The sequence below is a fragment of the Rhodoferax sp. genome, assembly GCF_018063565.1.
In the GTDB taxonomy this organism is placed as follows: Bacteria; Pseudomonadota; Gammaproteobacteria; order Burkholderiales; family Burkholderiaceae_C; genus Rhodoferax.
Window position 1 is genome coordinate 121001 of the sequence record NZ_JAGPBB010000001.1, and the last position, 24247, is coordinate 145247.

Consider the following 24247-nt stretch of genomic DNA (forward strand, 5'->3'; position numbering starts at 1 on the left):
CTTTGTGTGAATTCAACTTCTGCTTTGCTGCCCCCACCCGCGCCCCAGTGGCGGGCCACGCAGTCGGCGGGTGTTGATCAGCTGGCACAAAGCATTTCGGGTTGGCACCAGGTGTATGACCAGACCTCGCCGGGGCAGTTTCAGGGAGCACTGACCGAACTGATGCTCGGGCCGGTGCAGTTGTTCGTTGAGATGTCCAGCCACGCCCTGGTGCAAAGCTGCAAGACCTGGCCTGGTGCCAGCTGGTTTGGCATCCCGGTGCGCCACCAGCCTGGGGTTCGGGTGGATGGCGCGCCAGTGGCGCCCGACATGCTGGCATTGCATACGGGTCAGGGCGACTTTCAGTTGACCACGCCCGATGACTTTGGTTTTTTGGGGCTGGTGATCCAGACCGACGGGTTGCGCCAGTACGCCGCGCGGGAGCACAGCGATTTGCCCGATGATCGTCTGGCTCAACGTGTTTTGCAGGTGCCAGATGCCCAGCTGCACGGGTTTCGCCGCTGGTTATGCCGTTTGCTGGCAGATCAGCCCCAGCGATTTTCGTCGCTCACATCGCAAGCGCAGCAGCTTTTGTTGGACGAGGCGGTGTCTGGCCTGGTACAGCTGCTCACGCAGGGGCACAACGGTCCGCGTGAAAACGTGTCGGCGCAACACGCCCGGCGCACGCTGCGGCGGGTGCGCGACTATCTGCAGGCACATGACGACCGCTGTGTCACGGTGCATGAGTTGTGCGAACAACTCGGTGCCAGTCCGCGCGCCTTGCAGGACTGCTTTCGCAAATATGTTGGGCTGTCGCCCAAAACTTATCTCAAGGCGCTCAAGCTCAACGAGGCACGGCGCGAACTGCGCCGCAGCGACTCCGCCCTGGCCAGTGTCAGCGATGTGGCGATGCGTTATGGCTTCTGGCACTTGAGCCAGTTCGCGGCGGACTACCGCTGGCTGTTTGGCGAACTGCCGTCCGAGACGCTGCGCAAACGCGTGGTTTGACACTGGCGTCGATAAATCACGCCGATTTTTGCTAACCCCTGAGTCACTGCTGTTCACAAAATGCGGGTAATGGTGGGCGCAATCTTTGCCCGCTGACCAGCTTCCAACCCGAATCGAGCCCGATGGACGCCAACCCAGTTGTGACCAAGGAACGCATCATCCAGGAGTTTGTGCCTGGCAAACAGGTCACGCTCGCGCACTGCATCGCCAACCCGACCACCGAGCTGTGCAAAAAAATTGGCGTGCCCGGCGCCGAGGCGATCGGCATCATGACCCTGACGCCCGGTGAAACCGCCATGATTGCCGGCGACATTGCCACCAAAGCGGCCAATGTGGAGATTGGTTTTCTGGACCGATTCAGTGGCGCGCTGGTGATTTGTGGCTCGGTGGCTTCCGTTGATGAGGCGCTGCAACAGGTGATCAACACCTTGCGCCGGCAGATGAGCTATTCCACCTGCGAGATCTCGCGCACATGAGCCAAGTCGTCAACAAAGTCGGGCGTTTCATGCTGATCGGCGAGATTGGTGCGGGCAAAACCACGCTGTTCAACCTGTTGTTTGGCAAGGATGAAGAGGCTCGCAAAACCCAGGTGATGGAGTTTGAGGGCAGCAGCGGCATCGATACGCCAGGCGAATATTTCAGCCACCCGCGCCTGTACCACGCACTGATCACCATGGCCGCCGACGTGGAGCGTCTGGTGTATGTGCACCCGGCTGACAAGTTTGACTGCCGCCTGCCCTATGGTTTGCTGGAGGTGTATGCCGACAAGACCATTGATGCCATTGTGACCAAAATGGACTTGCCCGGCGCGGACCTAGCGCGCGTAACAACCTTGTTGCGCGAGGTGGGGATTGCCGGGCAGATTTTTCCGGTGGCCAGCAACGACCCGGTGGCCATAAAACGCATTCGTCGGCACCTGCTCGACCCTGAGCTAGGTGTTTTGGAGGAAGCATGAGCAAAAAACAACTGATCGTGGCTGCTGATGTGCAGGCTGTCGCCAAAACGGGTGGCAAACTGATTCATTTGCAAGACCCGCACGCCATCGTGACTGCCGAGGCGCGCAGTTTGGCCAAGGAGCTTGGGGTTGAAATCAAGCTGGTGGCGGCTGGGGACGTGGCGGCAGCAGCATGTGACGCCTCACCCGACACCTCTGTGGATCAGGAAGCGGTGCGCAGGGTGATCGAAGCCCAGACCCATGGTCCGGCCAGCGAGGCGGTGCTGGCCGAAGTGCTGCGCCGCATTGCGCAGGAGAGCGCACTGCCGGCCCATTCGTCAGAGACTGCGGCAGATTGCATCGCTGACCCTGCGACCACACAAATCCGCAAGATCACCTCGCTGTGCCCCAGCCCCAAAACCAGCGCCAGCGCGGTCAACATGAGTCAACTCGACTTAACGACACTGGGCTTGACGACCGCCGCGCCTTGCGCATCCGGTTTTATGGGTTGGTCCAGCAATGTGTTCCCGTTCACCCGCACCAGCGATGAAATCAACCTGGTGCTCGAAGGCGAGTTGCAGTTTCATGTGGGTCAGAACGTGATCAGCGCCCAGGCCGGTGATGTGATGTGGGTGCCCAAAGGGACGCAGGGCAAGATCGGCACGCCGGGCTCGGTCCGTTATTTCTACCTGAGCTACTCCGGATAAACACTGTGCAGCTGATTCAAGCCTGTGAAGACTGGGCACGTGCCCATCCGGCCCGGGTGGTGTTCCCCGACGCGTTGGATCAGCGTGTGATCGAGGCCGCAGGCATCTTGAACCGATGCAGCTGGGCGCGGCCCACGCTGCTGGCCAACCCGATGGCACTGCGCGACCATTGCTTCAAGCATCGTATTGGCTACCCGGCGCTGCGGGTCATTGACCCAGCCAGCTCCCCCAAAATCGATGCCTACGCCGCCAGCCTGAGGGAGCGCCGCCCCGAACTGGATGACCAGAGCGCCCGCAGCAAGCTGGCGGACCCCATGTGGTTTGCCGCCATGATGCTGGTGTGTGGTGATGCCGACTACTGCATTGCCGGCAATCTGTCGTCCACTGCGTCGGTGTTGCGCGCTGCGCTCAAGGTGATTGGCCTGAGCGCGGGCAACCACACGCTGTCGTCGATGTTTTTCATGCTGCCGCCGGACCATTCGCATGTGTTTGGTTTTGCCGACTGCGGCGTGGTGCCCAAACCGACGGTGGAGCAGCTCGCCGACATTGCCATCAGCACGGCGGCCACGTTTGCCAATGTCACGGGCGAGCAGCCGCGTGTGGCGATGTTGTCATTCTCGACCCTGGGCAGTGCCAAGCACGCCTCGGCTGAACTGGTGGCGCAGGCCACGGCCCTGGCCAAAACCCGGCGGCCTGACTTGCTGATTGACGGTGAGCTGCAGTTTGATGCGGCTTTTGTGCCCGCGGTGGCGGCGCGTAAAGCCCCCGACAGCCCGGTCGCCGGCAAGGCCAATGTGTTTATCTTTCCGTCGCTGTCTGAAGGCAATATTGCCTACAAGATTGCCGAGCGCCTGGGCGGTTACACCGCGCTGGGGCCGATGATCCAGGGGCTGCAGCGACCCATGCACGATTTGTCACGTGGCTGCAGTGCCAGTGACATTGTTCAGGTGACGCTGCTGGCCATGAAGATGGCACCCATCGGGGCCGATCGGGCGCACCACCGGTCATCCCAAACCTCCACGCTGGCCCGAGAAACCGGTCGACCCCGACGGCCCGAACTGGTCTGATTTTGTTGTTCGTTGTACCCACCTCACTAACTAGGAGAAAACAAATGGAAGCACTTGGCATGATCGAAACAAAGGGACTGGTTGCACTGATCGAGGCGAGCGACGCCATGGTCAAGGCAGCGCGTGTCAAGCTGGTTGGTTTCCAGCAAATTGGTGGCGGCCTGGTCACCGCCATGGTGCGGGGCGATGTGGCGGCCTGCAAAGCCGCCACCGATGCGGGTGCCGCTGCGGCGCAACGTATTGGTGAACTGGTGTCGGTGCATGTGATTCCGCGCCCGCATGGTGACCTCGAATCCATCTTCCCGATCAAGGGCGATGGCAAGCCGCTGGATTGAACCTCTGACAGGAATCCGCTATGCAACTAGCCCTTGTGGTAGGGCAGGTGGTGTCAACCGTCCGCTGCGACGGGCTGGGCAAAGACCGCCTGCTTCTGGTTGACTTTATCGACGCCCAGGGCCAGCCCTCGGGGGTGCGGCATGTGGCCGCCGACAGCGTGGGTGCGGGCAATGGCGAATGGGTGCTGGTGGTCAGTGGCAGCTCGGCGCGCAAGGCTAATGGGGGCGACTTGCCCATTGACCTGAGCGTGATCGGCATCGTTGATCAGGTGGTCACGCAAGACCAGGTGACTTATCGGAAGTAAAGGCGCGACATGCAACAGTTTTGGCTTGTCAGGCGCTAGCAGCAGGAGATGCCCGTGAGTATTGGGAACGCAGACATTGAACGCATTGTCAAGGCGGTGGTGCAGTCAATGGATCGCAACACCACTGACAAGTCGCTAGTTGTGCCCGCCAGGCCAGCCAGCGCAACACCCAGGATGGGCTTGGCGCCCAAGTTCAACGCAGCGCCATCGTCACCCTTGTCCATGGGTGTGTTTGCCTCGTTGGACGATGCAGTGGCTGAGGCAGACATTGCCTACCGCCAGATGCGCAGCGTAGCCATGCGCAGCCGGGTCGTGGCTGCCATTCGCCAGGCCGGTGAAAAACACGCGCAGGAGTTGGCCGAGCTGGCGGTGGCCGAGACCGGCATGGGCCGCGTGGCCGACAAGTTTGTCAAAAATGTCTCGCAAGCGCTGCACACGCCGGGTGTGGAATGCCTGGTGCCCACTGTGCTGTCGGGCGACCATGGCCTGACCTTGATGGAAAACGCCGCCTGGGGTGTGGTGGCCTCGGTCACACCAAGCACCAATCCGGCGGCGACCATCATCAACAACGCCATCAGCATGATTGCCGCTGGTAACACGGTGGTGTTTGCACCGCACCCTGCGGCCAAAGGGGTTTCGCAGCGCGCCGTGGCCCTGCTGAACGAAGCGGTGGTGGCCGCAGGCGGTCCACGCAACGTGATCACCACGGTGGTGCAACCCAACATCGCCACGGCGCAAGCCCTGTTCAGCTACCCAGGCATCCATCTGCTGACGGTGACCGGTGGTGAAGCGGTGGTGGAAGAAGCGCGCAAACACACCGACAAACGCCTGATCGCTGCCGGGGCCGGCAACCCGCCAGTGGTGGTGGATGAGACCGCCAACCTTGAAAAGGCTGGTCGTGACATCGTCTGGGGCGCGTCGTTTGACAACAACATCATCTGCGTGGATGAAAAAGAAGTCATCGTGGTGGCCTCGGTGGCGGACCGGCTCAAGGAAGAGATGAAGAAACACAAGGCGGTGGAGTTGACCGCCGACCAAGCCAAACGACTGCTCGAACTGGTGCTGGGCAAAGTGGGGCTGGACAACAAGGGTACGGTCAAGCGCGAGTGGGTGGGTCGCGATGCATCCAAGATTGCTGCGGCCATTGGCCTGTCGGTGCCATCAGATACGCGGCTGCTGTTTGTCGAAACCACGGCTGATCACCCGTTTGCGGTGACCGAGTTGATGATGCCGATCCTGCCGGTGATCCGAGTGGCCGATGTGGGCGAGGCGATTGATCTGGCGGTGAAGCTGGAAGGCAATTGCAAACACACGGCGGCCATGCACTCGCGCAACCTCGACAACCTGGACCGCATGGCCAACGAGATCAATACCAGCATCTTTGTAAAAAATGGGCCGTGTCTGGCTGGCTTGGGTTTTGGTGGCGAAGGCTGGACCAGCATGACCATCACCACCCCGACCGGTGAAGGCGTGACGTCAGCGCGTACCTTTGTGCGGCATCGCCGCTGTGTGCTGGTGGATAACTTCCGCATCGTCTGAAAACCATGGGATGCAATAGCTGCCGCAGCGCTTGTGAAGATTGTTCTGAAGGGGGGATTACCTTCAGGCGATCGGCAAGACAGGCGGTGCCACTCGTCAGCCCTGCATCAGCTTGTGGAACTGAACCACGTAGCAGCGTTGATGGGGCGCGCGCTGTAGCAGATTTGGGGTCGGATCCCAATTCGGCCGCGCATGCTACGGACGGTCAACGGTCGTTCCCCGAATTGGGCTCTGACCCCAATTCTGCGGGCCACCCGGACAACAATTCAAGCGTCTTATTGGCCTCTAGCCCTTATGAAAAAAGCGTTCACAGCTATTTAATTGATATCAATCTATCGCTTGACCCGATCAACGGGTCGCGCGCTGAAATCCGCAGAATTGGGGTCAGAGCCCAATTCGAGGATGCATCTGCCACGAACTCAACGACAGTAGGCCGAATTGGGATCCGACCCCAAATCTGCTACGCCGCTTGCGAATTTGAGGCTGACCCGAAAAGTCGCTTGATCAATGATGCCGTTGTGCCGCTTACGCCAGGGGCCGCAGCATGACCACGCGTCTCCTGCGCAGCATCGGCATTGACTTGGGCACGACCACGTCGCAGGTGATATTTTCCGAGCTGGAAATCGTCAACACCGCCGGTCCCACCAGCGTGCCACACTATGAATTTTCCCGGCGCGACATTTTGTATGTCAGCCCGGTGATCTTCACGCCATTTGCGCCTGACGGTCAGGTAGACATACAGGCGCTGGATGCTTTTATTCGCCAGCAGTACGAATCGGCTGGCCTAACGGTCAGCGAAGTGGAGTCGGGCGCGGTCATCATCACCGGTGAAACCTCCAAGGTGCGCAACGCGCGTGACACGGTGATGTCGCTGGCCGCCGGCCTCGGTGATTTTGTGGTCGCTACAGCCGGGCCGCATCTGGAGTCGGTTATTGCCGGACGCGGCTCTGGCGCAGGGGCGTATTCTGAAGCCAACGCCGCCCGCGTGCTAAATATCGACGTGGGTGGGGGCACCTCCAACTACGCTGTGTTTGAAGGCGGCAGGGTGATCGATACGGCCTGCCTGAACGTCGGCGGCCATTTGATCCAAACCGATGGCAGTGGACGCGTCAGCACCATCCATGCGCCAGCCGCGCTGATCCTGCGCGAGCTGTTTGGCGCAGATCGCACCGCCGCCCAGCTTTCCACACAGGATTTGCAACAGGTGGCCGAGCGCATGGCGGCGTTGATTACTGAGCTGATACGGGCCCAGCCCTCCCCGCTCGCGCAGCAACTCCTGATGACCGATGCCCTTCGTGAAGCCTACCGTTTTGACGCGGTGTTTATTTCGGGTGGCGTCGGTGAATGTATGGTGCATCCGTCCAACGAATCGCCCTACCGCTTTGGCGACATCGGCCCGCTGTTGGCGCAGGCGCTGGCACGGCAACTGGCTGCGGGTGGTTTTCCGGTGCGGGAACCCGCCCAAACCCTGCGCGCCACGGTGATTGGTGCGGGTGCCCACACCCTCACGCTGTCTGGCAGTACGGTCTGGAACAGATACCAGGGTGTGCCGCTGCGCAATCTGCCGGTGCTGCACCCGCGCCTGCGCTGGCGCGAGTTCCGACCCGGTGCGCTCAACAAAGCGTGGCAGGAGGCCGTCAAGGTCCACGATCTCGATGCTGCGGCTGACGTCTACGCACTGGCGCTGCCGGACGACATCCCCGTCACCTGCCAGACCGTCTGGCAGGCAGCCCTTGAACTGCAAAGCTTTGCGCGCACGCAACCCGGCAGCACGCACCCGCTGGTGGCGGTGACCTCGCAGGATGTGGGCAAGGCGCTGGGCATGGAACTGTTTCGCCTGGTCCCCGGGCGCGAGCTGCTGATCATCGACGAGGTCCACACCCGCGCTGGCGACTATCTGGACATTGGCAAGAGTTACTTCAACGGCGGCACCATTCCCGTGACCGTCAAGTCGCTTGCCTTTCCGCATTGAAGGACTACCAACATGATGCTTTCCACCCGACTGTTTGGCCACGGCTACACCTTCAAAAGTGTGAAAGACGTGCTGGCCAAAGCCAACGAGGCGCGCTCTGGCGACCGGCTGGCCGGCATTGCCGCGCAGGACGCGCGTGAACGCGTGGCGGCCAAACAGGTGCTCTCAGAATTGCTATTGTCCGACCTGCGCAACAACCCGGCGGTGCCGTATGAAGAAGACTGCGTCACGCGGCTGATTCAGGACAACGTGAACGAGGCGGTTTACAAACGCATTCAAGGTTGGAGCGTGGGTGAGCTGCGCGAATACCTGCTGGGCGACACCGCCACACCCGAAGAGCTGGAGGTGCTGCGCAAAGGACTCACGTCAGAAATGGTGGCGGCCGTGGCCAAGATCTGCTCGAACGGCGATCTGATTTACGGTGCCAAGCTGCTGCCGGTGGTGACCAAGGCCAACACCACTCTGGGCTTGCCCGGGCGCTTCAGCAGCCGCTTGCAGCCCAACGATACGCGCGACGACATTCGCAGCATCACGGCGCAGATTTACGAGGGCCTGTCGTACGGTTCGGGTGACGCGGTGATTGGCGTAAACCCGGTCACCGACAACGTCGAGTCGGTCACGCGCATCCTGCATCAGGTGTATGACGTCATTGAGAAATACCAGATTCCGACGCAGGGCTGCGTGCTGGCGCACATCAGCACGCAGATGGAAGCGGTGCGTAAGGGTGCGCCGATCGGTCTGTTGTTCCAGAGCATTTGCGGCAGCGAAAAAGGCTTGAAAGAGTTTGGCATTTCGTTGGAAATGCTTGACGAGGCCGCCGATGTGGGGCGGCATTATTCGCGTGTGGCCGGTGGCCACTGCCTGTATTTTGAAACCGGTCAGGGCTCGGCCTTGTCGGCCAACGCGCACCACGGCGCTGACCAGGTCACGATGGAAGCGCGCAACTACGGTCTGGCGCGGCATTATTCGCCCTTTATCGTCAACACCGTGGTCGGCTTTATCGGCCCCGAATACCTCTACAACAGCCGGGAAATTCTGCGTGCCGGGCTCGAAGACCACTTCATGGGCAAGCTCTCGGGCATTTCGATGGGTTGTGACTGTTGTTACACCAACCATGCCGACGCCGACCAGAATTCCAACGAGAGTCTGTTGATGCTGATGGCCACGGCCGGTTGCAATTTTGTGATTGCCATGCCGCTGGGTGACGACATCATGCTCAATTACCAGACCTGCTCGTTCCACGATATCGCCACCGTACGGCAAACGCTGGGGCTGCGGCCAGCGCCCGAGTTTGAACACTGGCTGGAAGCACGCGGCTTGATGGCGAACGGCAAGCTGACCCGCGCCGCGGGTGACCCCTCGCTGTTTTTCTGATTGGAGCGCACCATGAACGAAGCCCAGATCGCCGACATTGTTCGCGCCGTGATGCGCGAGCTGCAACAAACCCCCGGCGCACTCGCGTCCACCGAGGTCTCGCCTGCAGATGCGCCAGTACCGGGTGAACTGCCCGACCTGGGCAGCGAGGAAGCCCGCACCTGGATCGGCGTGGCTGATGCCAAAAGCTTGGAGGTGCTGACCGAACTGCGCCGCAGCACCCGCGCCCGCGTCTGTGCTGGGCGCATCGGCCCGCGCCCGCGCACCCAGTCACTGCTGCGTTTTCTGGCGGATCATTCGCGCTCCAAAGAAACCGTGCTGAGCGAAATCCCAAATGAATGGGTGCAGCGCGCCGGGCTGCTGGAGGTGCAGACCGAGATTGTGGAAAAAGGCCAGTACCTGACACGCCCGGATCTGGGCCGGGTGCTGAGCGCCAAAGGGCTGGAGATGGTCAAAACCCAATGCATTCAGGCGCCTGATGTGCAGTTGCTGATCTCGGACGGCTTGTCCACCGAGGCCACCACGGCCAACTTTGACGACATCGTGCCGCCATTGATTCGCGGCATGGAATCCTTGCAGCTCAAGGCCGGCACACCGCTGTTTGTGCGTTTTGGCCGCGTCAAGGTCGAAGACCAGATTGGTGAGTTGCTAAAAGCCCGGGTGGTGATCCTGCTGATTGGTGAGCGCCCCGGTCTGGGCCAGTCCGAGAGCCTGTCGTGTTACATGGTCTACCAACCCACCCGCCAGACGGTGGAGGCTGAGCGCACCTGTATTTCCAACATCCACCGGGGTGGTACCCCACCCGTTGAAGCGGCGGCCGTGATCGCCGAACTGGCGGCGCGCATGCTCAAAGAACAGTGCAGCGGGATTGCGTTGGGCAAAAAAATGGCGGGGGGTGGGTCATGAAGGCTACCGCGATAAACCGAAGGCTGGCCCAAATGCCACCGCCAATCAGGCAGTCGGGTATGCATTGCAGCGTTGATCGCGTGCGCGATGTAGCAGATTTGGGGTCGGATCCCAATTCGGCCCGGCACTTTAGGATTCGTGACGAAAGCATCCCCGAATTGGGCTCTGACCCCAATTCTGCGGGTTATCGGGCAGACAGTTCAAGCCTGTTTTATGCCTCTAGCCCAGACACAGCAAGCGCCAAAAGCTATTTAGTTGATAACAATCCAACGTCGCGCTCGACCAGTGGACCATGCGCTGAAACCCGCAAAATGGGGGTCAGAGCCCAATTCGGGAATGTTTTGCCCGCCTATCCAGCGCCAGTGAGCCGAATTGGGATCCGACCCCCATTCCGCTACACCGCGCATCTGCCCTGCGCCACCTTTAAAGTCCGCCATGTCCACCTTTGAAAAAATTCCGGTGTCAGTCTGCGCCGTGCGGCTGATCTCGTCGCTGCAGGAAGATTTCAAAAAAGAACTCAAACTCGACGACAGTGTGTTTAGCCTGGGTGTGTTTACCGCCGATTCGGACGACGTGGCCTACATCGCGGCCGACGAGGCCACCAAGCAGGCCAATGTGCGCGTGGTCTATGGCAGCTCGTTCTACGCCGGTGCCAAGCACGGCCCATCGAGCACGGCGGGCGAAGTGATCCTGATGCTGGCCGGCCCGTCGCCTGCCGAGGTGCGCTCGGGGCTGGACGCGGCACTCGGCGCGGTGCGCGATGGCGCGGCGTTTCAGTGGGCCAACGATGCCCACACCGTGGCCTTTTTGTCGCATGTGGTGACGCGCTGCGGGTCGTATCTGGCCGAGGTGGCCGGCGTCAAGGAAGGTGACTCGATGGCCTATCTGGTCGCACCTCCGCTGGAGGCCGCCGTGGGTCTGGATGCCGCACTCAAAGCGGCTGAGGTGCGACTGGCCGGTTATGTGCGTCCGCCATCCCCCACCAACTATTCCGGTGCCTACCTGCAAGGCTCCCAAGCCGCGTGCCGCGCCGCCTGTGACGCGTTTTCCCGCACCGTTGCTGATATCGCAGCGCAACCTTTGGTGTACTGAGATGAAGCACGCCCTGGGCTTTCTGGAAGTGCGTGGGCTGGTGGCCGGCATTGAGTGCGCCGACGCCATGCTCAAAGCCGCCAACGTGCGCCTGATCACGCAGATTATCACCAACCCTGCGCTGATCACACTGATCGTCGAGGGCGACATCGGCTCCTGCCGCGCCGCCATCGATGCCGGCCGCATGGCTGCTGAGCGACTGGGTGCCATGGTCAGCGAAAAAGTCATTGGCCGCCCCGAACCGGATCTGGCGCTGTTTGTAAATGCCAAGCAGCGCTGGAAAGCACCAACCGGTCAGCCCAGCGGCAACATCAGCAGAAACGGAATTGGAAATGTCAGCGTGCAGCCAGAGGTAGCGATCTCCCCGGAAGTCCATGAATCGTTGCCCGTCGATAAGGCGCACGGCTTAGCAGATTTGGGGTCGGATCCCAATTCGGCCAACAACAGCCAATTTGATGCACAAGCCGCCCCCGAATTGGGCTCTGACCCCAATTCTGCGGACCCTACCGACGACGACCTATCGGCCAGCCCGCATGACATCAACAACGCGGACCGCCAGCCAGCCAATTCAGCGGACCATCCATCCGCCCCGCGACAGAACGATCACGATGTCAACCCGCCAGACCCACTGCAAGCCCTCCTCGCCTACCTGACCCCCATCCCCAACGGCAAACGCCTCGATCAACTGGCGGCAACCATGAACTTGCCGGAAAAAGCGCTTCATGCGCTTTTGAACACCGCCCTCAACCAAGGTCGCCTGAAAAAGCTTGGCAGCCGCTACATGATCCCTTAAGGAAAAGTACGTGAACGACATCGCCCTCAAAGCCCGCGAAGCCGGCGTGGTCGGCTCCGGCGGCGCGGGTTTTCCAACCCATGTCAAGCTGCTGAGTCCGGCCGAGATCTACCTGGTCAACGCCGCCGAATGTGAGCCGTTGCTCAAGGTGGATCAACAACTCGCCGTCAAGTACGCCAGCCAGCTGGTGCGCGGCCTGCAGCTGGCCATGCAGGCGGTGGGTGCGCGCGAAGGCATCATCGCCTTCAAGGCCAAGTATGTGGATGCCATTGCCGCCGTGCAGCCGCTGCTGGCCAGCAACATGCGCATTCACATCCTCAAAGACATTTACCCAGCCGGCGACGAAGTCATCACCATCTGGATGGCCACCGGCCGGCGCGTGCCCCCTGCGGCGCTGCCCAAGGATGTGGGCGTGGCGGTCAACAATGTGCTGACCTTGATCAACCTGGCGCGGGCGGTGGACCACAACCTGCCGGTCACAGAGCGCACGCTGACCATTTCAGGTGCCGTGTCCGACCCCATCACGCTCACTGTGCCAATTGGCACACCGCTGAGCGAGGTGATTGCCCGCGCCGGCAGCATCACCACCGCCAAGCCGTATTTTGTGAACGGTGGCCCAATGATGGGCAAGCTGCTGGATGGCATCGATCAGCCGGTCACCAAAACCACCGGCGGCATCATTGTGCTGCCCGAAGATCACGTCGTGATCCGCCGCCATCGCCAGCCCATGCGGGATGTGATGGCGATCGCCCGCGCCGTGTGTGAGCAGTGCAACCTGTGCACCGAATTGTGCCCGCGCCACCTGATTGGCCACGAATTGCACCCGGCGCTGATTGTGCGCAGCGCCAACTACCACGACATTGGCAAACCTTCGGTGCTGCTGTCGGCGCTGACCTGCTCGGAATGCGCTATATGTGAGCAATGGGCCTGCCCGGTGAACATCTCGCCGATGCGCATCAATGTGGCGCTGAAAGAAAAATTTCGTGCCGAAGGTGCGCGCTATGTGGGCGATCTGCGCCCGCTCGATCCAATGGCCGAACACCGGCTGGTGCCCACCTCGCGTCTCATCACGCGTCTGGGCATTGCGCCCTACAACAAAAAAGCCCCGCTGGACGAGACCGAAACCCATCCCGCCACTGTGGTGCTCAATATGCGCCAGCACATTGGCGCGCCCGCGCTACCCGTGGTGCAGGTGGGTGATGCGGTCCAGCGCGGCCAGTTGTTGGCCGAGATTCCACCCGACGCGCTGGGCGCCCGCATTCACGCCAGCATCAGCGGGCGCGTCACGGCCGTTTCTACCCAAGCCATCACCCTGACTGCCTGAAAGAAGACCATGAACCACCACGCTATCGGACTGGTTGAATTCACCAGCATCGCCCAGGGCATTGCCGCAACGGACGCCATGGCCAAAACAGCCAATGTCGAAATCCTGTTTGCCAAAAGCATTTGCCCCGGCAAATACATCGTGATGATTGGCGGCGGTGTGGCCGCGGTGAACCAGTCGGTGGGTGCTGGTACCGAGCTGTGCCCGGATGTGGTGGTGGACAGCTTTGTCATCCCCAACGTTCACCCTGCCGTTCTGCCCGCCATCAGCGGTGGTACCCACATCGAGAATGTGCGCGCCATCAGCGTGATCGAAACCTATTCGGTGGCTGCCACCATTGAGGCCACCGATGCGGCGGTCAAAGCGGCGTCCGTAGAGCCGATTCGCATGCATCTGGCCTTTGGCATTGGTGGCAAAAGTTATGTCGTGCTGACCGGAGAGGTGGCGGATGTGAACGCCGCCACCCAGGCTGGCGCGGCAATTGCTTGTGATAAGGGGTTTCTGGTGTCCCAGGTGGTGATACCGCGTCCGAGCAAACAACTGATCGATCAGCTGCTGTGAGGCCTAACCCGCTCAATAGGCGGTTTGCATTCTTTCCTCTCGTGCCGCCACGTTTCGTCCGCTAGCGTCCACTTTCTGAAGCGGAACTGTTAAGTTTTCATTCAACTGAGTCAAGGAGTCGTTCATGTCAGAGCATTCAGGTGTTCAGTACACCAAAGTTGATCAGGCCTATTTTGAGAAGCGTGGGCTGCGCCGCTACGCAGGTGTTTGGTCGCTCTGGGCCCTGGGGGTGGGCGCCGTGATCTCTGGCCACTTCTCGGGGTGGAACCTGGGGCTGGCCAATGGCTGGGGCAGCATGCTGTTTGCCACCATCATCATCGCCATCATGTATCTGGGGCTGACCTTCTCGCTGGCCGAAATGTCACCGGCATTGCCGCACACGGGTGGTGCCTATTCCTTTGCGCGCACTGCCATGGGGCCATGGGGTGGGTTCCTGACTGGCCTGTCGGAAAACGTTGAGTACGTCATCACCCCTGCGGTCATCGTCTATTTCATCAGCAGTTACATGGGCGGCATTTTTGGCACGCCCACCCAGTACCTGCCGCTGTGGTGGATTGGCTTTTACATCTTCTTTGTCGGGCTCAACATCGTGGGCGTGGAGCTGTCCTTCAAGGTCACCCTTGTGATCACGCTTTTGGCCTTGGCCTGCCTGGTGGTGTTTTGGGTCAGTGCCTTCCCCACGATCGACTTCAGTCGTTGGGCGATGAATGTGGGCGAAGGCGGTGCGCTGCTGGAGAATGGCAATGGCCCTCTGTTGCCTATGGGCATCACGGGTGTACTGGCGGCCATGCCCTTTGCGGTGTGGCTTTTTTTGGCCATTGAGCAGCTGCCGCTGGCCGCCGAAGAGTCCGTGGACCCGAAACGTGACATGCCACGCGGTATTCTGGCGGGCATCTTTACGCTGATCTTCTCTGCCTTCATGGTGCTGTGGCTCAACCCCTCGATTGCTGGCATTGGTGCACACACGCTGGCCAAGTCTGGCGAACCGCTGCTGGATGGTTTCAAAGCCATCTATGGTGACGGCATTGCCAAAATGCTGGCCCTGGTCGCCGTGCTGGGCTTGATTGCCAGCTTTCACACCATCATTTTTGCCAAGGGACGTCAAATCTATTCGCTAAGCCGCGCGGGTTACTTTCCCTCGGTCTTGTCCATTACCCATGGCAGTCGCAAGACGCCGCACCTGGCGATGATTTTGGGCTCTGTGGTGGCGCTGGCCGTGATGTTTGTGCTGTGGTTCAGCCTGGGCTCGGACAAGGGCGCTGCAGTCATTGGTGGCACGCTGCTCAACATGGCTGTGTTTGGTGCCATGTTTTCCTACATCATGCAGGCTTTGTCGTTTATCTTGTTGCGCAAGAACATGCCCAACATCCCGCGCCCCTACCGCAGCCCCTTGGGTGTGTTTGGTGCCGGGTTAACCGTGCTGATTGCCATTGTCACCCTCTACTTCCAGCTGAGTGATCCGCTTTACCGTGATGGCGTGATGTGGGTGGCGGTATGGTTTGCCATCGGTATTGCCTACTTTGCACTGGTGGGACGCAAGCACCTCATCCTCTCGCCCGAAGAAGAGTTTGCGATGGAAATGGCTGAAAAACCGCACGCCTGAAACGTCGGCGCTGCACGATTGAGCGGGGTTGCCATCGTGCCACCACCGCGCACGAAAGCTTGGGTTATTGATAAAAATGGCCTCTAGCCCAAGCTCAATAAGCGCTGTAAGCTATAAAATAAGTAGTGAAATTGTAGCCGTTACTTGGCTGCGCCGTTGTGCTCAGCGGCTTTCGGCCCGCGGAGCAAGGTCAGCGCCAACACGGCCGAGGCGGTCATCAGCAGAAGGCTCACCGCATTGAGTACCGGCGTGGCTCCTTCACGCATGCGGCCATACATCATCACGGTGAGTGGCGAGTCCGATCCCACCAGCATCAGCGTGGTGTTGAAGTTCTCAAAACTCATCAGGAACGAGATCGCGGCTGAGCCAATCAGCGCGGGCTTCAGGTAGGGTAATGTGATCGTCCACAGCACAGCCTGTCGTGTGGCCCCTAGGTTGTAAGCAGCTTCTTCCAAGGTGATGTCAAACCGTTTCAGGCGCGCGGTGATCGTCAGCGTGGCGATCGACACAATGTACGAGAACTGCCCCAGCACCACCAGCGGCAGTCCGGGTCGCAAGAATTCGAGTTCGAGCCCCCAGAGGTCATCGGCCAGGTTGGCGATGCGACTGGCAAACGCCAGAATCGAGATGCCCAGAATCACCCCTGGAATCACGAGCGGTGCCAGCATCAGCATCGACAGGGCCTGTTTGCCCCGAAACTGCGTGCGCTCGATCAGAAACGCATTGGCAGTGCCTACCAGCACCGACAGCAACGTGACCCAGGCCGCAACCACCACGCTGGTCCAGATGCTGCCCAGCATGGCTGTGTCGGCAAACAATCCGCGCCGCTTGGCTTCGGCCCCGCCCAGGAACCAGTCCAACGTGAAGCCGCGCCAAGGCGGTGCCGGGTAAGCGGCATCGTTGAAGGCAAACACGGCAACAATCACCAGCGGTAGAAACAAAAACGCAAAAAACGCCACGCCGTAAAGCACGGTGCTGCTACGCAACCAAAGTGGACGGGGCAATGAGGCAATCATGAGCGCTGCATCACTTCGCCAAATTTCTGACCGCTAAGTTTGAGGCCGGCCCAGACGATGGCGGTGGACAGGCCCAGCAGCAAAAAGCCAAACGCCGCGCCCTGTTCCCAGTTGAAGCGGGTGATGAACTGGGTGTAAATCTGCTCGGTGAACCACTGCGAGTTCTTCCCGCCCAGCAGCGTCGGTGTCAGGTAATTGCCCAGCGTAAGCATGAACACCACGATGCAGCCCGCCACGATGCCGGGCGCGGCGTGCGGAATGACGATCTGGCGCAGGATCGACCAGCCGTTACCACCCAGGTCGTATGCGGCTTCGATCAGCGAGTCGTCCAGGCTCTCCAACGCGCTGATCAACGGAATCACCATGAACAGCATCGAGGTATAGACCAGCCCGACCAGAATGGTGGCATCGTGGTAGAGCATCTCAACTGGAGCGGGGGTCACGCCCAGGCTCACCAGCAGCGCCGGCAGCACGCCAGACTCGCGCAGCAAAATCATCCAGCCCAGCGTGCGCACCGTCTCGCTGACCCAGAACGGGATCAGGCACATCACAAACATCATCGACTTGACGCGCCCACGGGCAATCTTGGCAATCGTCCAGGCAATGGGAAAGGCCATCAGCAACGTGATGGCGGTGGCCACAATCGACATCAGCGCGGTGCGCACAAAGGTGTGCCAGTACAGCGGTTCATCAACAAAGGTGGCGAACTGCGCCAGGCTGGGCTCGTAGACCCGGGGTGCCACACGCTGGCGCAAGGACAAAATGCCCAGTTCAACATGTGGCAGCACGACCAGCCCGAGCAGCCACAAAAGCGCCGGCGCCAGCAGCAGCATGAGCATCAGCCGCGCCGAGTGGCGCGACACATCGGACGGGTCAGCTAAAGACATGGGCGTTGGAGGTGGTGCCAGCGGCAAAACACACCACGCGTTGTGGGTCAAAACCAAAGGTCACGACCTGTCCCACACTCAGGTGGGCAAACTCACCTGTTTGCGGTAGCGCGATGCGGAACTCGGTCTGTGTGCCTACCTCCTGCAACAGCACAGCCGAATTGGCACCGTCAAACAGCAGGCTTTCTACCCTGGCGCTGTAGCTGGGCAGCCCGGCGTCCGTCAACACGGCGGCATCGTGCGCCAGGCGAGCAACTTCAGGGCGCACAAAGGCCTCGACTGCATCGCCTTGGGCCAGTTTGCCAATGGCGCGTGCCGGAATCAGTAGACCCTTGGCTGTGGTGACGCTGACCTGGTCGCCGATCACAGAGGTGGCGCGCCCGGCCATGCGGTTGTTGGCACCCACAAAACCCGCCACAAACGGGGTTTGCGGTTCGTAATACAACTGCTGCGGTGTACCGACCTGCTCAAACTTGCCCTGGTTCATCACCGCCACATGGTCAGAGAGTACCAGCGCCTCGGACTGGTCGTGGGTGATGTACACAAAGGTCGTGCCAAACGCCGCCTGCAACTGCTTGAGCTCGATCTTCATGTGCTCGCGCAGCTTCAAGTCAAGTGCGCCCAGTGGCTCATCGAGCAGCAGCAGCGTGGGTTCGAGCACCAGGCTGCGGGCAATCGCCACGCGCTGCTTTTGCCCGCCCGAGAGCTGATCCACGCGCTTGTTTTGCGCACCGGCCAGGCTGACGCGCTCAAGCATATCGCCAACACGGCGTTTGATCTCGTCCTTGGCTACACCCCGGCGTGCCAGACCGTAGCCGACGTTGTCGCCTACACTCATCATGGGAAACAGCGCCAGATGCTGAAACACCATGTTGACCGGGCGCTTGTTGGGCGGCACCCCGTTCATGGGCTTGCCGCCAATCTGGATCTCGCCCACATCGGCTTCCAGAAAGCCCGCAATCATGCGCAGCAGTGTGGTCTTGCCGCAGCCCGAGGGCCCCAGGATCGAAAAAAAACTGCCGCGCGCCACCTCGAGCGACAAATCGTCCACGGCGCGGAAAGCACCGTAGTGCTTGGCCACGCGGGTTGCTCGCAGGTCTGGCTGCGCCGCAGCGTTCGCCATGGCGGCCTTAGTTAGCGGCCTTGATACGGTCCAGCACCTTGCCTTCGATGTCTTCAATGCCAGCGGGTACGGCTGGGTACCACTTGACATTCTTCAGAGCCGCCTCCGGGAAGCTGGCGGCAAACTGGGCTTTGAGTTTGGCATCCATCAACTGGTCTGCACCCTTGGAGGCGGTGAAGTTGCCAGCCGAGCCAGCCACCTTGGCGGCGATCTCGGGGCGCATGTTGAAGTTGATCCAGGCGTAGGCGGCAGCGTCGTTCTTGCCCTTGGCGGGGATGGCGAAGGTGTCGATCCAGCCGAGTGCGCCGGCTTTGGGTGCGATGAACTGGATTTCAGCTTTCTCGTTGTTGAGTTTCCAGCCACCCGTGTCCCACATCATGGCACCGACGATCTCGCCTGAACGCATGCCGTTGAGCAACTGGTCCTTGTTGTCCCAGAAGAACTTCAGGTTGCCTTTGCAGGCGGTCACGGTTTTGCCGACCTCGTCCATCAGCGCGGTGTAGGCCTTGGCGTCTCCATACAAAGCAAACGGGTCTTTGCCAGAAGCAAATGCGAAGGCCAGCAGTGTCGGGCGTTTCAGGCGCACGGCGGTCTTGCCTTTGAAATCGGCCTTGCACAGGTCCGTGTAGTTGTCCATCTTGGCCAGTTTGGTATTGACCACCAGGCCATCGGTGCCCCAGATGTGTGGCAGCCCATATACCTTGCCAGCCAAAGTTGTGTTTTTCTTGGTGGCGTCGAGCATGGAGGGGATGAACAGCTCGGCTTTGAGCTTGCTCAGGTCCATTGGCTTGTAGATGCCAAACTCGGCTTGCGGGCCGGTGATGCGGTCTTGCGAGGGTTGGGCCAAGTCAAAGCCAGCACCGCCGGTGGCGCGCAGCTTGGAGATCATTTCTTCATTGTTGGACAAGGTCAACTCAACCTTGTAGCCGCTTTCTTTCTCGAACTGCGCCACGATGTCAGCGGGGGCGTAGTCAGCCCAGGTCAACAGGCGCAAGGTTTTTTCCTGGGCCAAAGAGCTGCCCGAGGCACCGAGTGCGACAACGGCTGCAGCAATGAGTGAGTAGCGGATTTTCATGGAAGTGTCCTCAAGTGAGTTGATAAGAGGTGATGACGGTCTGAAAGATATGATTCTGACAGCAACTGCTGATTGTGCGACAGATTTTTGTCAATTTTGTGACGCCCGCGGCGCCTGGCAGGCTGAGATGGCAAGCCGCCATGGGTGATTGAGGATGGGGTGAGTTTTCGCAGCAGGCGCATACGGTATATTCGATTAATGCTACTGATTCAGGAGTTTTATGCCCATCATCGTGGTCACCAATCCCAAAGGCGGCGTCGGGAAAACTACTCTATCTACCCATGTGGCGGCCTATTTCGCCAACCAGGGCCACGCGGTGATGCTGGGCGACGTTGACCGCCAGCAGTCCAGCAAGATGTGGCTGACGTTGCGCCCCGAGTCTGCCGCGCCCATCGCCAGCTGGGCGGTCGAGCGCGACCGCATTGCCAAGCCGCCCAAGGGCACCACCCACGTGGTGCTGGATACCCCGGCAGGCTTGCGTGGCAAACGCTTGCTGGACGTTCTCAAGCGCGGCCAGAAATTGCTCGTCCCGTTGCAGGCCAGCGTGTTTGACATGACGGCCACCTTGCACTTCCTGGCCGAGCTGGCTGATTGCCGTGCCGAGGCGGGTCGACTGCAGGTGGCATTGGTGGGGCTGCGGGTGGATGAACGCACCCGTTCAGCCGAGCAATTGCGGCAGTTTGTGGCACGCACGGAACTGCCGTTGCTCACCATGTTGCGCAACACCCAGAACTACCCCTTGCTGGCGGCGCGGGGCTTGACGGTGTTTGATTTACCGACGGCGCAGGCACAACGCGACTTGCAGCAATGGGAGCCAATCTGTCGCTGGCTGGATGCCGCGTAGGCTTTTCAAGGTTCGTGCTGGTTGTCTGATGCCGTATGGGTTTACAGTTTGGGGGTGGTGGCTGCGCTGTTGCGGCCAACATGATGGCCAAGCAGTCTTTTGAAGATGATCACATGATGAACTACTCCTTTTACGCCTTGAGTGACGCAGGCCTGGTGCGCACCAACAATGAAGACTCCTTTGCGCTGGATGAAAAATCGGGCGTGGCGGTGCTGGCCGACGGCATGGGTGGCTACAACGCGGGCGAGGTGGCCAGCGGCATGGCCACCACCTTCATCAAGGGTGAACTGGTAAGGCGCCTGAATTCGAGCGCTCAGCCGCGCAGCCTGGAGCAGATTGCACGTGACATCGAAAGCCTGACCAGTCGTTCCAATCAGCTGATCCTCAATGCAGCCACTTCCGATGTTCAGTGCATCGGCATGGGCACCACGGTGGTGACGGCGGTTTTTCAGGGTGACAGCCTGATCCTCGGCCACGTCGGTGATTCGCGCTGCTATCGACAGCGACAGGGTTTGCTGACGCAGATCACCAAGGACCACTCGATGTTGCAGGAGCAGGTCGATGCCGGGGTGCTCACGCCGGAGCAGGCCGCCGTGGCACCTGGCAAAAACCTGCTGACCCGGGCGCTGGGTGTTGAGGACACGGTGAAGGTGGACGTGTTTCGACACGTCGTTGAAGCGGGCGACATTTACCTGTTGTGCTCGGACGGTTTGACCGATATGCTCGATCTGCCGGACATGGCCCGGGCACTTGCGCTGAACGCACCGCTGCAAGGCGTGGCCTCAGCTCTGGTCGAGCAGGCCAAGGCCAATGGCGGGCGTGACAATATTACCGTCGTGCTGGTTCAGGCCTCTGGCCCGGCGCCTTTGTCGGATTGATCGCATTACCCCAAAACCCTATACTTCCCCAACAGGAGGTGTTCATGCCCAAGGTGTCAGTGCTACTGGATGGTGTTGTCCTCAAAGAAGTCGAGCTGACCAAGGCGCGCACCACCCTGGGTCGTCGGCCGTATAACGACATCGTGATCGAGCATCTGACGGTGAGTGGTGAACACGCTGCCTTGCACCTGTCGGACGGTGCGGTCACAGTGGAAGACCTCAACAGTACCAATGGCACCTACCTGGATGCCAAAGCCGTCAAGACGCAGTTGCTGCAACATGGTGATGTGCTGGAGCTTGGCAAATTCAAGATCAGATTTGAATCCGAACCGCCAGCCGATGATTTTGAGAAAACCATGGTGTACAAACGCGGTTCGCTGCCCTTGCCCCCGCTGGTGCGGCCAGCACCAGCGGCCAGCCCGGCCGCAGTGGTACCGGCTGTGCCCGCGCGGGAGCTGCAGGGCTGGATCAAAGTCCTCTCGGGTACCGCAGCGGGCCGGGAGATGGCCTTGACCAAGGTGGTGACCACCGTCGGCAAGCCTGCAGTGTCGGTGGCGGCGATCACCCAACGGCGCCACGGCTATTGGGTCCACCATGTAGAAGGCATGGACCGGATTCTGGTCAACGGCATTCCGGCCAGCGAAGAGCCCACATTGCTGAAACACGGAGACCAGATTGTGCTGGCCGGAACGCAGATGCAGTTCTTGCTGCGCTGAACGCCGGGTTTTGCGCGAATGAACTCGGTGTTGCGCCCTTTGCCGCCAGAGCGGGTCGGCATGACCTTTGAGGCGTTGTTCTACAAGCAGCTGCAACATGTCACGGCACGTATCCACGAGACCGACAACATCGAGCAGATCATGCTCGAAGCCAGTCAGGACATCTGCAAGCTGTTCAATGCGGATCGGTTGACGCTCTACGTCCTCAACGAGGAGCAGAACGCGATCATTTCCAAAGTCAAGACCGGCCTTAACAGCAGCCGTGACCTCAAGTTGCCCATCACGCCACAAAGCATTGCCGGATATGTGGCCTTCAGTCATATGTTGGTCAATTTGCCGGATGTCTATGACGAGGAGGCGCTCAGGAAGATTCACCCTGCGCTGACCTTTCTGAAAGAGGTCGACAAACGCTCGGGTTACCGGACCCGACAAATGCTGGTGGCCCCCATTCTTGAAGGCAGCACCCTGTATGGGGTGTTGCAGGTGATCAACAACAAAGGCAATCAGCCTTTTGGTGATCTGGAGGTTGAAGGGGTGTCGCAGCTGTGCAAGACACTTGCCACGGCCATCCGTCACCGGACCCTGGGTGCTGCCAACACCCTGCGGCGGATGGTGACCAAGTACGACGGTCTGGTCTCGGATGGTGTCATGAGCGAGACCGAGCTGGCGCAGTGCCTGCACCGTGCCCGCGAAGAGGGGCTGACCGTAGAGCGCATGCTGCATGATGTCTACCAGGTCAAACCGCAGCAAATCGGCCCGTCGCTGGCCCGGTTTTTTGGTGTTGCCTATGAGCCGCTGTCTCCTGATCGAATTCGTTCTGAAACCCTGCATGGCGCGCTCAAGCGGGAGTTCATTGAAGAGCAGGGCTGGATTCCGCTGAAAGAGTCGACTGCGGGGCTGGTCGTCATGTGCCTGGACCCGGAGGCCGTCCGAACATCACGCATCCTGCATCAGGTGTTCCCTCGCATCAGCAAGTTTGACTATCGGGTCACCACCCAGATCGAGTTCAAGGAAACTCTGGGGCAGATCTTTGGTGTTGAAGCCAGTGGCGGCAGCATTGACGAAATGCTCGCCGACATGGACAGCGGTGCCATTGACGAAGGCGGCAACGACGACGCGCTGGAGTCTGCCGCCGCTGACAACGAACTGGTCAAGTTTGTCAACAAGGTCATCATGGACGCCTATAAACAAGGTGTTTCGGACATTCATATCGAGCCCATGCCTGGCAAGCTCAAGACCGGCATCCGCTTTCGCATCGACGGATCATTGCAGCCCTACATCGAAGTGCCAGCGCATTTCCGCCAAGCGATGGTCACGCGGCTGAAGATCATGTGTGACCTGGATATTTCCGAGCGTCGCAAACCCCAGGACGGCAAGATCAAGTTCAAGAAATACGGCCCGATCGACATCGAGCTGCGGGTCGCCACCATTCCCTCGGCCGGTGGCGTCGAAGACGTGGTGATGCGTATTCTGGCCGCCGGTGAACCCATTCCGCTCGACAAACTGGGACTGACACCGCACAACAAGGCACGGGTCGTTCAGACGGTGGAAAAGCCCTACGGCCTGTTTTACGTGTGTGGCCCCACCGGGTCGGGTAAAACCACCACCCTTCACTCGATCCTGAAACACCTCAACAAGCCCGACACGAAGATCTGGACGGCCGAAGACCCGGTAGAAATCACCCAGAAGGGGCTGCGCCAGGTGCAGGTCAACAAAAAAGCCGGTATCGACTTTGCGCTGGTGATGCGTGCTTTTCTGCGTGCCGACCCCGACATCATCATGGTCGGGGAGTCGCGCGACAAGGAAACGGTGTCGATGGGTGTCGAGGCATCCTTGACCGGACACCTGGTGTTCTCCACGCTGCACACCAATTCAGCACCCGAATCGATCACACGTCTGCTCGACATGGGTATGGACCCGTTCAACTTTGCCGATGCACTGCTGGGCATCCTGGCACAGCGGTTGGCCAAGCGTTTGTGTGCCTGCAAAGAGGCGTATCTGCCAGACGATGACGAGCTGAAACTGTTTGCCGCGGAGTACGTGGAGGAACTGCGGCATTCGGCCAGCTGGAAGGCTGACTACGACGCCGAGATGCGCAAACTGATGGCGAGCTGGCTGGAGCTTTATGGTGAAGACGGCCGGATCAGACTTTACCGCCATGTCGGCTGTGACAAGTGCAACCAGACCGGCTACAAAGGCCGGGTCGGCC

At 60.2% G+C, this 24247-nt stretch carries 24 protein-coding genes; 20 read left to right on the forward strand and 4 right to left on the reverse strand.

Going from position 1 to position 24247, the window contains the following annotated elements:
• The first annotated feature begins 6 nt into the window (after positions 1 to 6).
• The 16 genes from KBF66_RS00500 (at position 7) to KBF66_RS00575 (ending at position 15499) form a co-directional block, all read left to right on the forward strand.
• The gene (locus KBF66_RS00500; RefSeq protein WP_296650260.1) at positions 7 to 987 is read left to right on the forward strand and encodes a helix-turn-helix domain-containing protein; all 981 of its coding nucleotides are present in this window, start codon (positions 7 to 9) and stop codon (positions 985 to 987) included.
• Positions 988 to 1109: 122 nt separating this feature from the next.
• The gene (gene eutS / locus KBF66_RS00505) at positions 1110 to 1463 is read left to right on the forward strand and encodes an ethanolamine utilization microcompartment protein EutS (protein ID WP_365732522.1); all 354 of its coding nucleotides are present in this window, start codon (positions 1110 to 1112) and stop codon (positions 1461 to 1463) included.
• A complete protein-coding gene (locus KBF66_RS00510; protein ID WP_296650264.1) occupies positions 1460 to 1942 on the forward strand; it encodes a EutP/PduV family microcompartment system protein in 483 nt (160 codons plus the stop codon). The genes eutS and KBF66_RS00510 overlap by 4 nt, the downstream gene beginning before the upstream one ends.
• Positions 1939 to 2628, forward strand: coding sequence for a hypothetical protein (locus tag KBF66_RS00515; RefSeq protein WP_296650272.1), 690 nt, complete (start codon positions 1939 to 1941; stop codon positions 2626 to 2628). Before KBF66_RS00510 ends, KBF66_RS00515 begins: the two co-directional genes overlap by 4 nt.
• Positions 2629 to 2633: 5 nt before the next feature.
• Entirely contained in the window at positions 2634 to 3695 is a 1062-nt protein-coding gene (gene pta / locus KBF66_RS00520) for a phosphate acetyltransferase (protein WP_296650277.1), read from the forward strand.
• Between the two features lie 44 nt (positions 3696 to 3739).
• A complete protein-coding gene (gene eutM, locus KBF66_RS00525; protein WP_296650280.1) occupies positions 3740 to 4030 on the forward strand; it encodes an ethanolamine utilization microcompartment protein EutM in 291 nt (96 codons plus the stop codon).
• Between the two features lie 20 nt (positions 4031 to 4050).
• Positions 4051 to 4335 carry a EutN/CcmL family microcompartment protein gene (locus tag KBF66_RS00530; protein WP_296650284.1) on the forward strand — a complete coding sequence of 95 codons (285 nt, stop codon included), beginning with the start codon at positions 4051 to 4053 and terminating at the stop codon, positions 4333 to 4335.
• Between the two features lie 54 nt (positions 4336 to 4389).
• Positions 4390 to 5874 (forward strand): aldehyde dehydrogenase family protein, encoded by a 1485-nt coding sequence (locus KBF66_RS00535; protein WP_296650289.1) that lies wholly within the window; start codon positions 4390 to 4392, stop codon positions 5872 to 5874.
• Between the two features lie 544 nt (positions 5875 to 6418).
• Positions 6419 to 7846, forward strand: a complete 1428-nt coding sequence (locus KBF66_RS00540; protein WP_296650293.1) for an ethanolamine ammonia-lyase reactivating factor EutA — start codon at positions 6419 to 6421, stop codon at positions 7844 to 7846.
• A gap of 12 nt (positions 7847 to 7858) precedes the next feature.
• Positions 7859 to 9220, forward strand: a complete 1362-nt coding sequence (locus KBF66_RS00545; RefSeq protein ID WP_296650297.1) for an ethanolamine ammonia-lyase subunit EutB — start codon at positions 7859 to 7861, stop codon at positions 9218 to 9220.
• Positions 9221 to 9232: 12 nt separating this feature from the next.
• Positions 9233 to 10126 (forward strand): ethanolamine ammonia-lyase subunit EutC, encoded by an 894-nt coding sequence (gene eutC, locus KBF66_RS00550; protein WP_296650301.1) that lies wholly within the window; start codon positions 9233 to 9235, stop codon positions 10124 to 10126.
• Positions 10127 to 10561: 435 nt separating this feature from the next.
• Positions 10562 to 11218 carry an ethanolamine utilization microcompartment protein EutL gene (gene eutL, locus KBF66_RS00555; protein WP_296650304.1) on the forward strand — a complete coding sequence of 219 codons (657 nt, stop codon included), beginning with the start codon at positions 10562 to 10564 and terminating at the stop codon, positions 11216 to 11218.
• A 1-nt stretch (position 11219) separates the two neighbouring features.
• On the forward strand, positions 11220 to 12011 hold the full coding sequence (locus tag KBF66_RS00560) for a BMC domain-containing protein (RefSeq protein ID WP_296650307.1): 792 nt from the start codon (positions 11220 to 11222) through the stop codon (positions 12009 to 12011).
• Positions 12012 to 12021: 10 nt separating this feature from the next.
• Entirely contained in the window at positions 12022 to 13335 is a 1314-nt protein-coding gene (locus KBF66_RS00565; protein ID WP_296650311.1) for a 4Fe-4S dicluster domain-containing protein, read from the forward strand.
• A 9-nt stretch (positions 13336 to 13344) separates the two neighbouring features.
• Complete coding sequence (locus tag KBF66_RS00570; protein ID WP_296650315.1) at positions 13345 to 13896, forward strand: BMC domain-containing protein; 552 nt, start codon at positions 13345 to 13347, stop codon at positions 13894 to 13896.
• A 124-nt stretch (positions 13897 to 14020) separates the two neighbouring features.
• Positions 14021 to 15499 carry an amino acid permease gene (locus KBF66_RS00575; RefSeq protein WP_296650320.1) on the forward strand — a complete coding sequence of 493 codons (1479 nt, stop codon included), beginning with the start codon at positions 14021 to 14023 and terminating at the stop codon, positions 15497 to 15499.
• 140 nt (positions 15500 to 15639) lie between these two features.
• On the opposite strand, the gene KBF66_RS00580 is transcribed toward KBF66_RS00575, so the two are convergent.
• Genes KBF66_RS00580 through KBF66_RS00595 form a run of 4 tightly spaced genes read right to left on the reverse strand, consistent with a single transcriptional unit; the run spans position 15640 to position 19600 of the window.
• On the reverse strand, positions 15640 to 16515 hold the full coding sequence (locus KBF66_RS00580; protein WP_296650325.1) for an ABC transporter permease: 876 nt from the start codon (positions 16513 to 16515) through the stop codon (positions 15640 to 15642).
• Positions 16512 to 17402, reverse strand: coding sequence for an ABC transporter permease (locus KBF66_RS00585; protein WP_296650328.1), 891 nt, complete (start codon positions 17400 to 17402; stop codon positions 16512 to 16514). The genes KBF66_RS00580 and KBF66_RS00585 overlap by 4 nt, the downstream gene beginning before the upstream one ends.
• The gene (locus tag KBF66_RS00590) at positions 17389 to 18525 is read right to left on the reverse strand and encodes an ABC transporter ATP-binding protein (RefSeq protein ID WP_296650332.1); all 1137 of its coding nucleotides are present in this window, start codon (positions 18523 to 18525) and stop codon (positions 17389 to 17391) included. Before KBF66_RS00590 ends, KBF66_RS00585 begins: the two co-directional genes overlap by 14 nt.
• Positions 18526 to 18532: 7 nt before the next feature.
• Positions 18533 to 19600: an extracellular solute-binding protein gene (locus KBF66_RS00595; protein ID WP_296650336.1), complete on the reverse strand. Its 1068-nt coding sequence runs from the start codon at positions 19598 to 19600 to the stop codon at positions 18533 to 18535.
• 220 nt (positions 19601 to 19820) lie between these two features.
• Here KBF66_RS00595 and KBF66_RS00600 point away from each other — a divergent pair, with 220 nt between their 5' ends.
• From KBF66_RS00600 to KBF66_RS00615, 4 genes are all read left to right on the forward strand, one after another.
• Complete coding sequence (locus KBF66_RS00600; RefSeq protein ID WP_296650341.1) at positions 19821 to 20444, forward strand: ParA family protein; 624 nt, start codon at positions 19821 to 19823, stop codon at positions 20442 to 20444.
• A gap of 116 nt (positions 20445 to 20560) precedes the next feature.
• Positions 20561 to 21322, forward strand: a complete 762-nt coding sequence (locus KBF66_RS00605; RefSeq protein WP_296650344.1) for a Stp1/IreP family PP2C-type Ser/Thr phosphatase — start codon at positions 20561 to 20563, stop codon at positions 21320 to 21322.
• Between the two features lie 44 nt (positions 21323 to 21366).
• Positions 21367 to 22038 (forward strand): FHA domain-containing protein, encoded by a 672-nt coding sequence (locus KBF66_RS00610; RefSeq protein ID WP_296650347.1) that lies wholly within the window; start codon positions 21367 to 21369, stop codon positions 22036 to 22038.
• A gap of 18 nt (positions 22039 to 22056) precedes the next feature.
• Positions 22057 to 24247: ATPase, T2SS/T4P/T4SS family (locus KBF66_RS00615; protein WP_296650351.1), on the forward strand; the 2191-nt coding region annotated here is incomplete at its 3' end.

Bases quoted from the DNA above. Each gene is read 5' to 3' on its own strand.
- KBF66_RS00545 (WP_296650297.1), top strand. From the start codon at position 7,859: ATGATGCTTTCCACCCGACTGTTTGGCCACGGCTACACCTTCAAAAGT.
- KBF66_RS00585 (WP_296650328.1), bottom strand. From the start codon at position 17,402: ATGTCTTTAGCTGACCCGTCCGATGTGTCGCGCCACTCGGCGCGGCTG.
- eutS (WP_365732522.1), top strand. From the start codon at position 1,110: ATGGACGCCAACCCAGTTGTGACCAAGGAACGCATCATCCAGGAGTTT.
- KBF66_RS00560 (WP_296650307.1), top strand. From the start codon at position 11,220: ATGAAGCACGCCCTGGGCTTTCTGGAAGTGCGTGGGCTGGTGGCCGGC.
- KBF66_RS00570 (WP_296650315.1), top strand. From the start codon at position 13,345: ATGAACCACCACGCTATCGGACTGGTTGAATTCACCAGCATCGCCCAG.
- KBF66_RS00515 (WP_296650272.1), top strand. From the start codon at position 1,939: ATGAGCAAAAAACAACTGATCGTGGCTGCTGATGTGCAGGCTGTCGCC.
- KBF66_RS00595 (WP_296650336.1), bottom strand. From the start codon at position 19,600: ATGAAAATCCGCTACTCACTCATTGCTGCAGCCGTTGTCGCACTCGGT.
- KBF66_RS00540 (WP_296650293.1), top strand. From the start codon at position 6,419: ATGACCACGCGTCTCCTGCGCAGCATCGGCATTGACTTGGGCACGACC.
- KBF66_RS00600 (WP_296650341.1), top strand. From the start codon at position 19,821: ATGCCCATCATCGTGGTCACCAATCCCAAAGGCGGCGTCGGGAAAACT.
- KBF66_RS00510 (WP_296650264.1), top strand. From the start codon at position 1,460: ATGAGCCAAGTCGTCAACAAAGTCGGGCGTTTCATGCTGATCGGCGAG.
- KBF66_RS00575 (WP_296650320.1), top strand. From the start codon at position 14,021: ATGTCAGAGCATTCAGGTGTTCAGTACACCAAAGTTGATCAGGCCTAT.
- KBF66_RS00610 (WP_296650347.1), top strand. From the start codon at position 21,367: ATGCCCAAGGTGTCAGTGCTACTGGATGGTGTTGTCCTCAAAGAAGTC.
- KBF66_RS00605 (WP_296650344.1), top strand. From the start codon at position 20,561: ATGAACTACTCCTTTTACGCCTTGAGTGACGCAGGCCTGGTGCGCACC.
- KBF66_RS00590 (WP_296650332.1), bottom strand. From the start codon at position 18,525: ATGGCGAACGCTGCGGCGCAGCCAGACCTGCGAGCAACCCGCGTGGCC.
- eutM (WP_296650280.1), top strand. From the start codon at position 3,740: ATGGAAGCACTTGGCATGATCGAAACAAAGGGACTGGTTGCACTGATC.
- eutL (WP_296650304.1), top strand. From the start codon at position 10,562: ATGTCCACCTTTGAAAAAATTCCGGTGTCAGTCTGCGCCGTGCGGCTG.
- eutC (WP_296650301.1), top strand. From the start codon at position 9,233: ATGAACGAAGCCCAGATCGCCGACATTGTTCGCGCCGTGATGCGCGAG.
- KBF66_RS00530 (WP_296650284.1), top strand. From the start codon at position 4,051: ATGCAACTAGCCCTTGTGGTAGGGCAGGTGGTGTCAACCGTCCGCTGC.
- KBF66_RS00580 (WP_296650325.1), bottom strand. From the start codon at position 16,515: ATGATTGCCTCATTGCCCCGTCCACTTTGGTTGCGTAGCAGCACCGTG.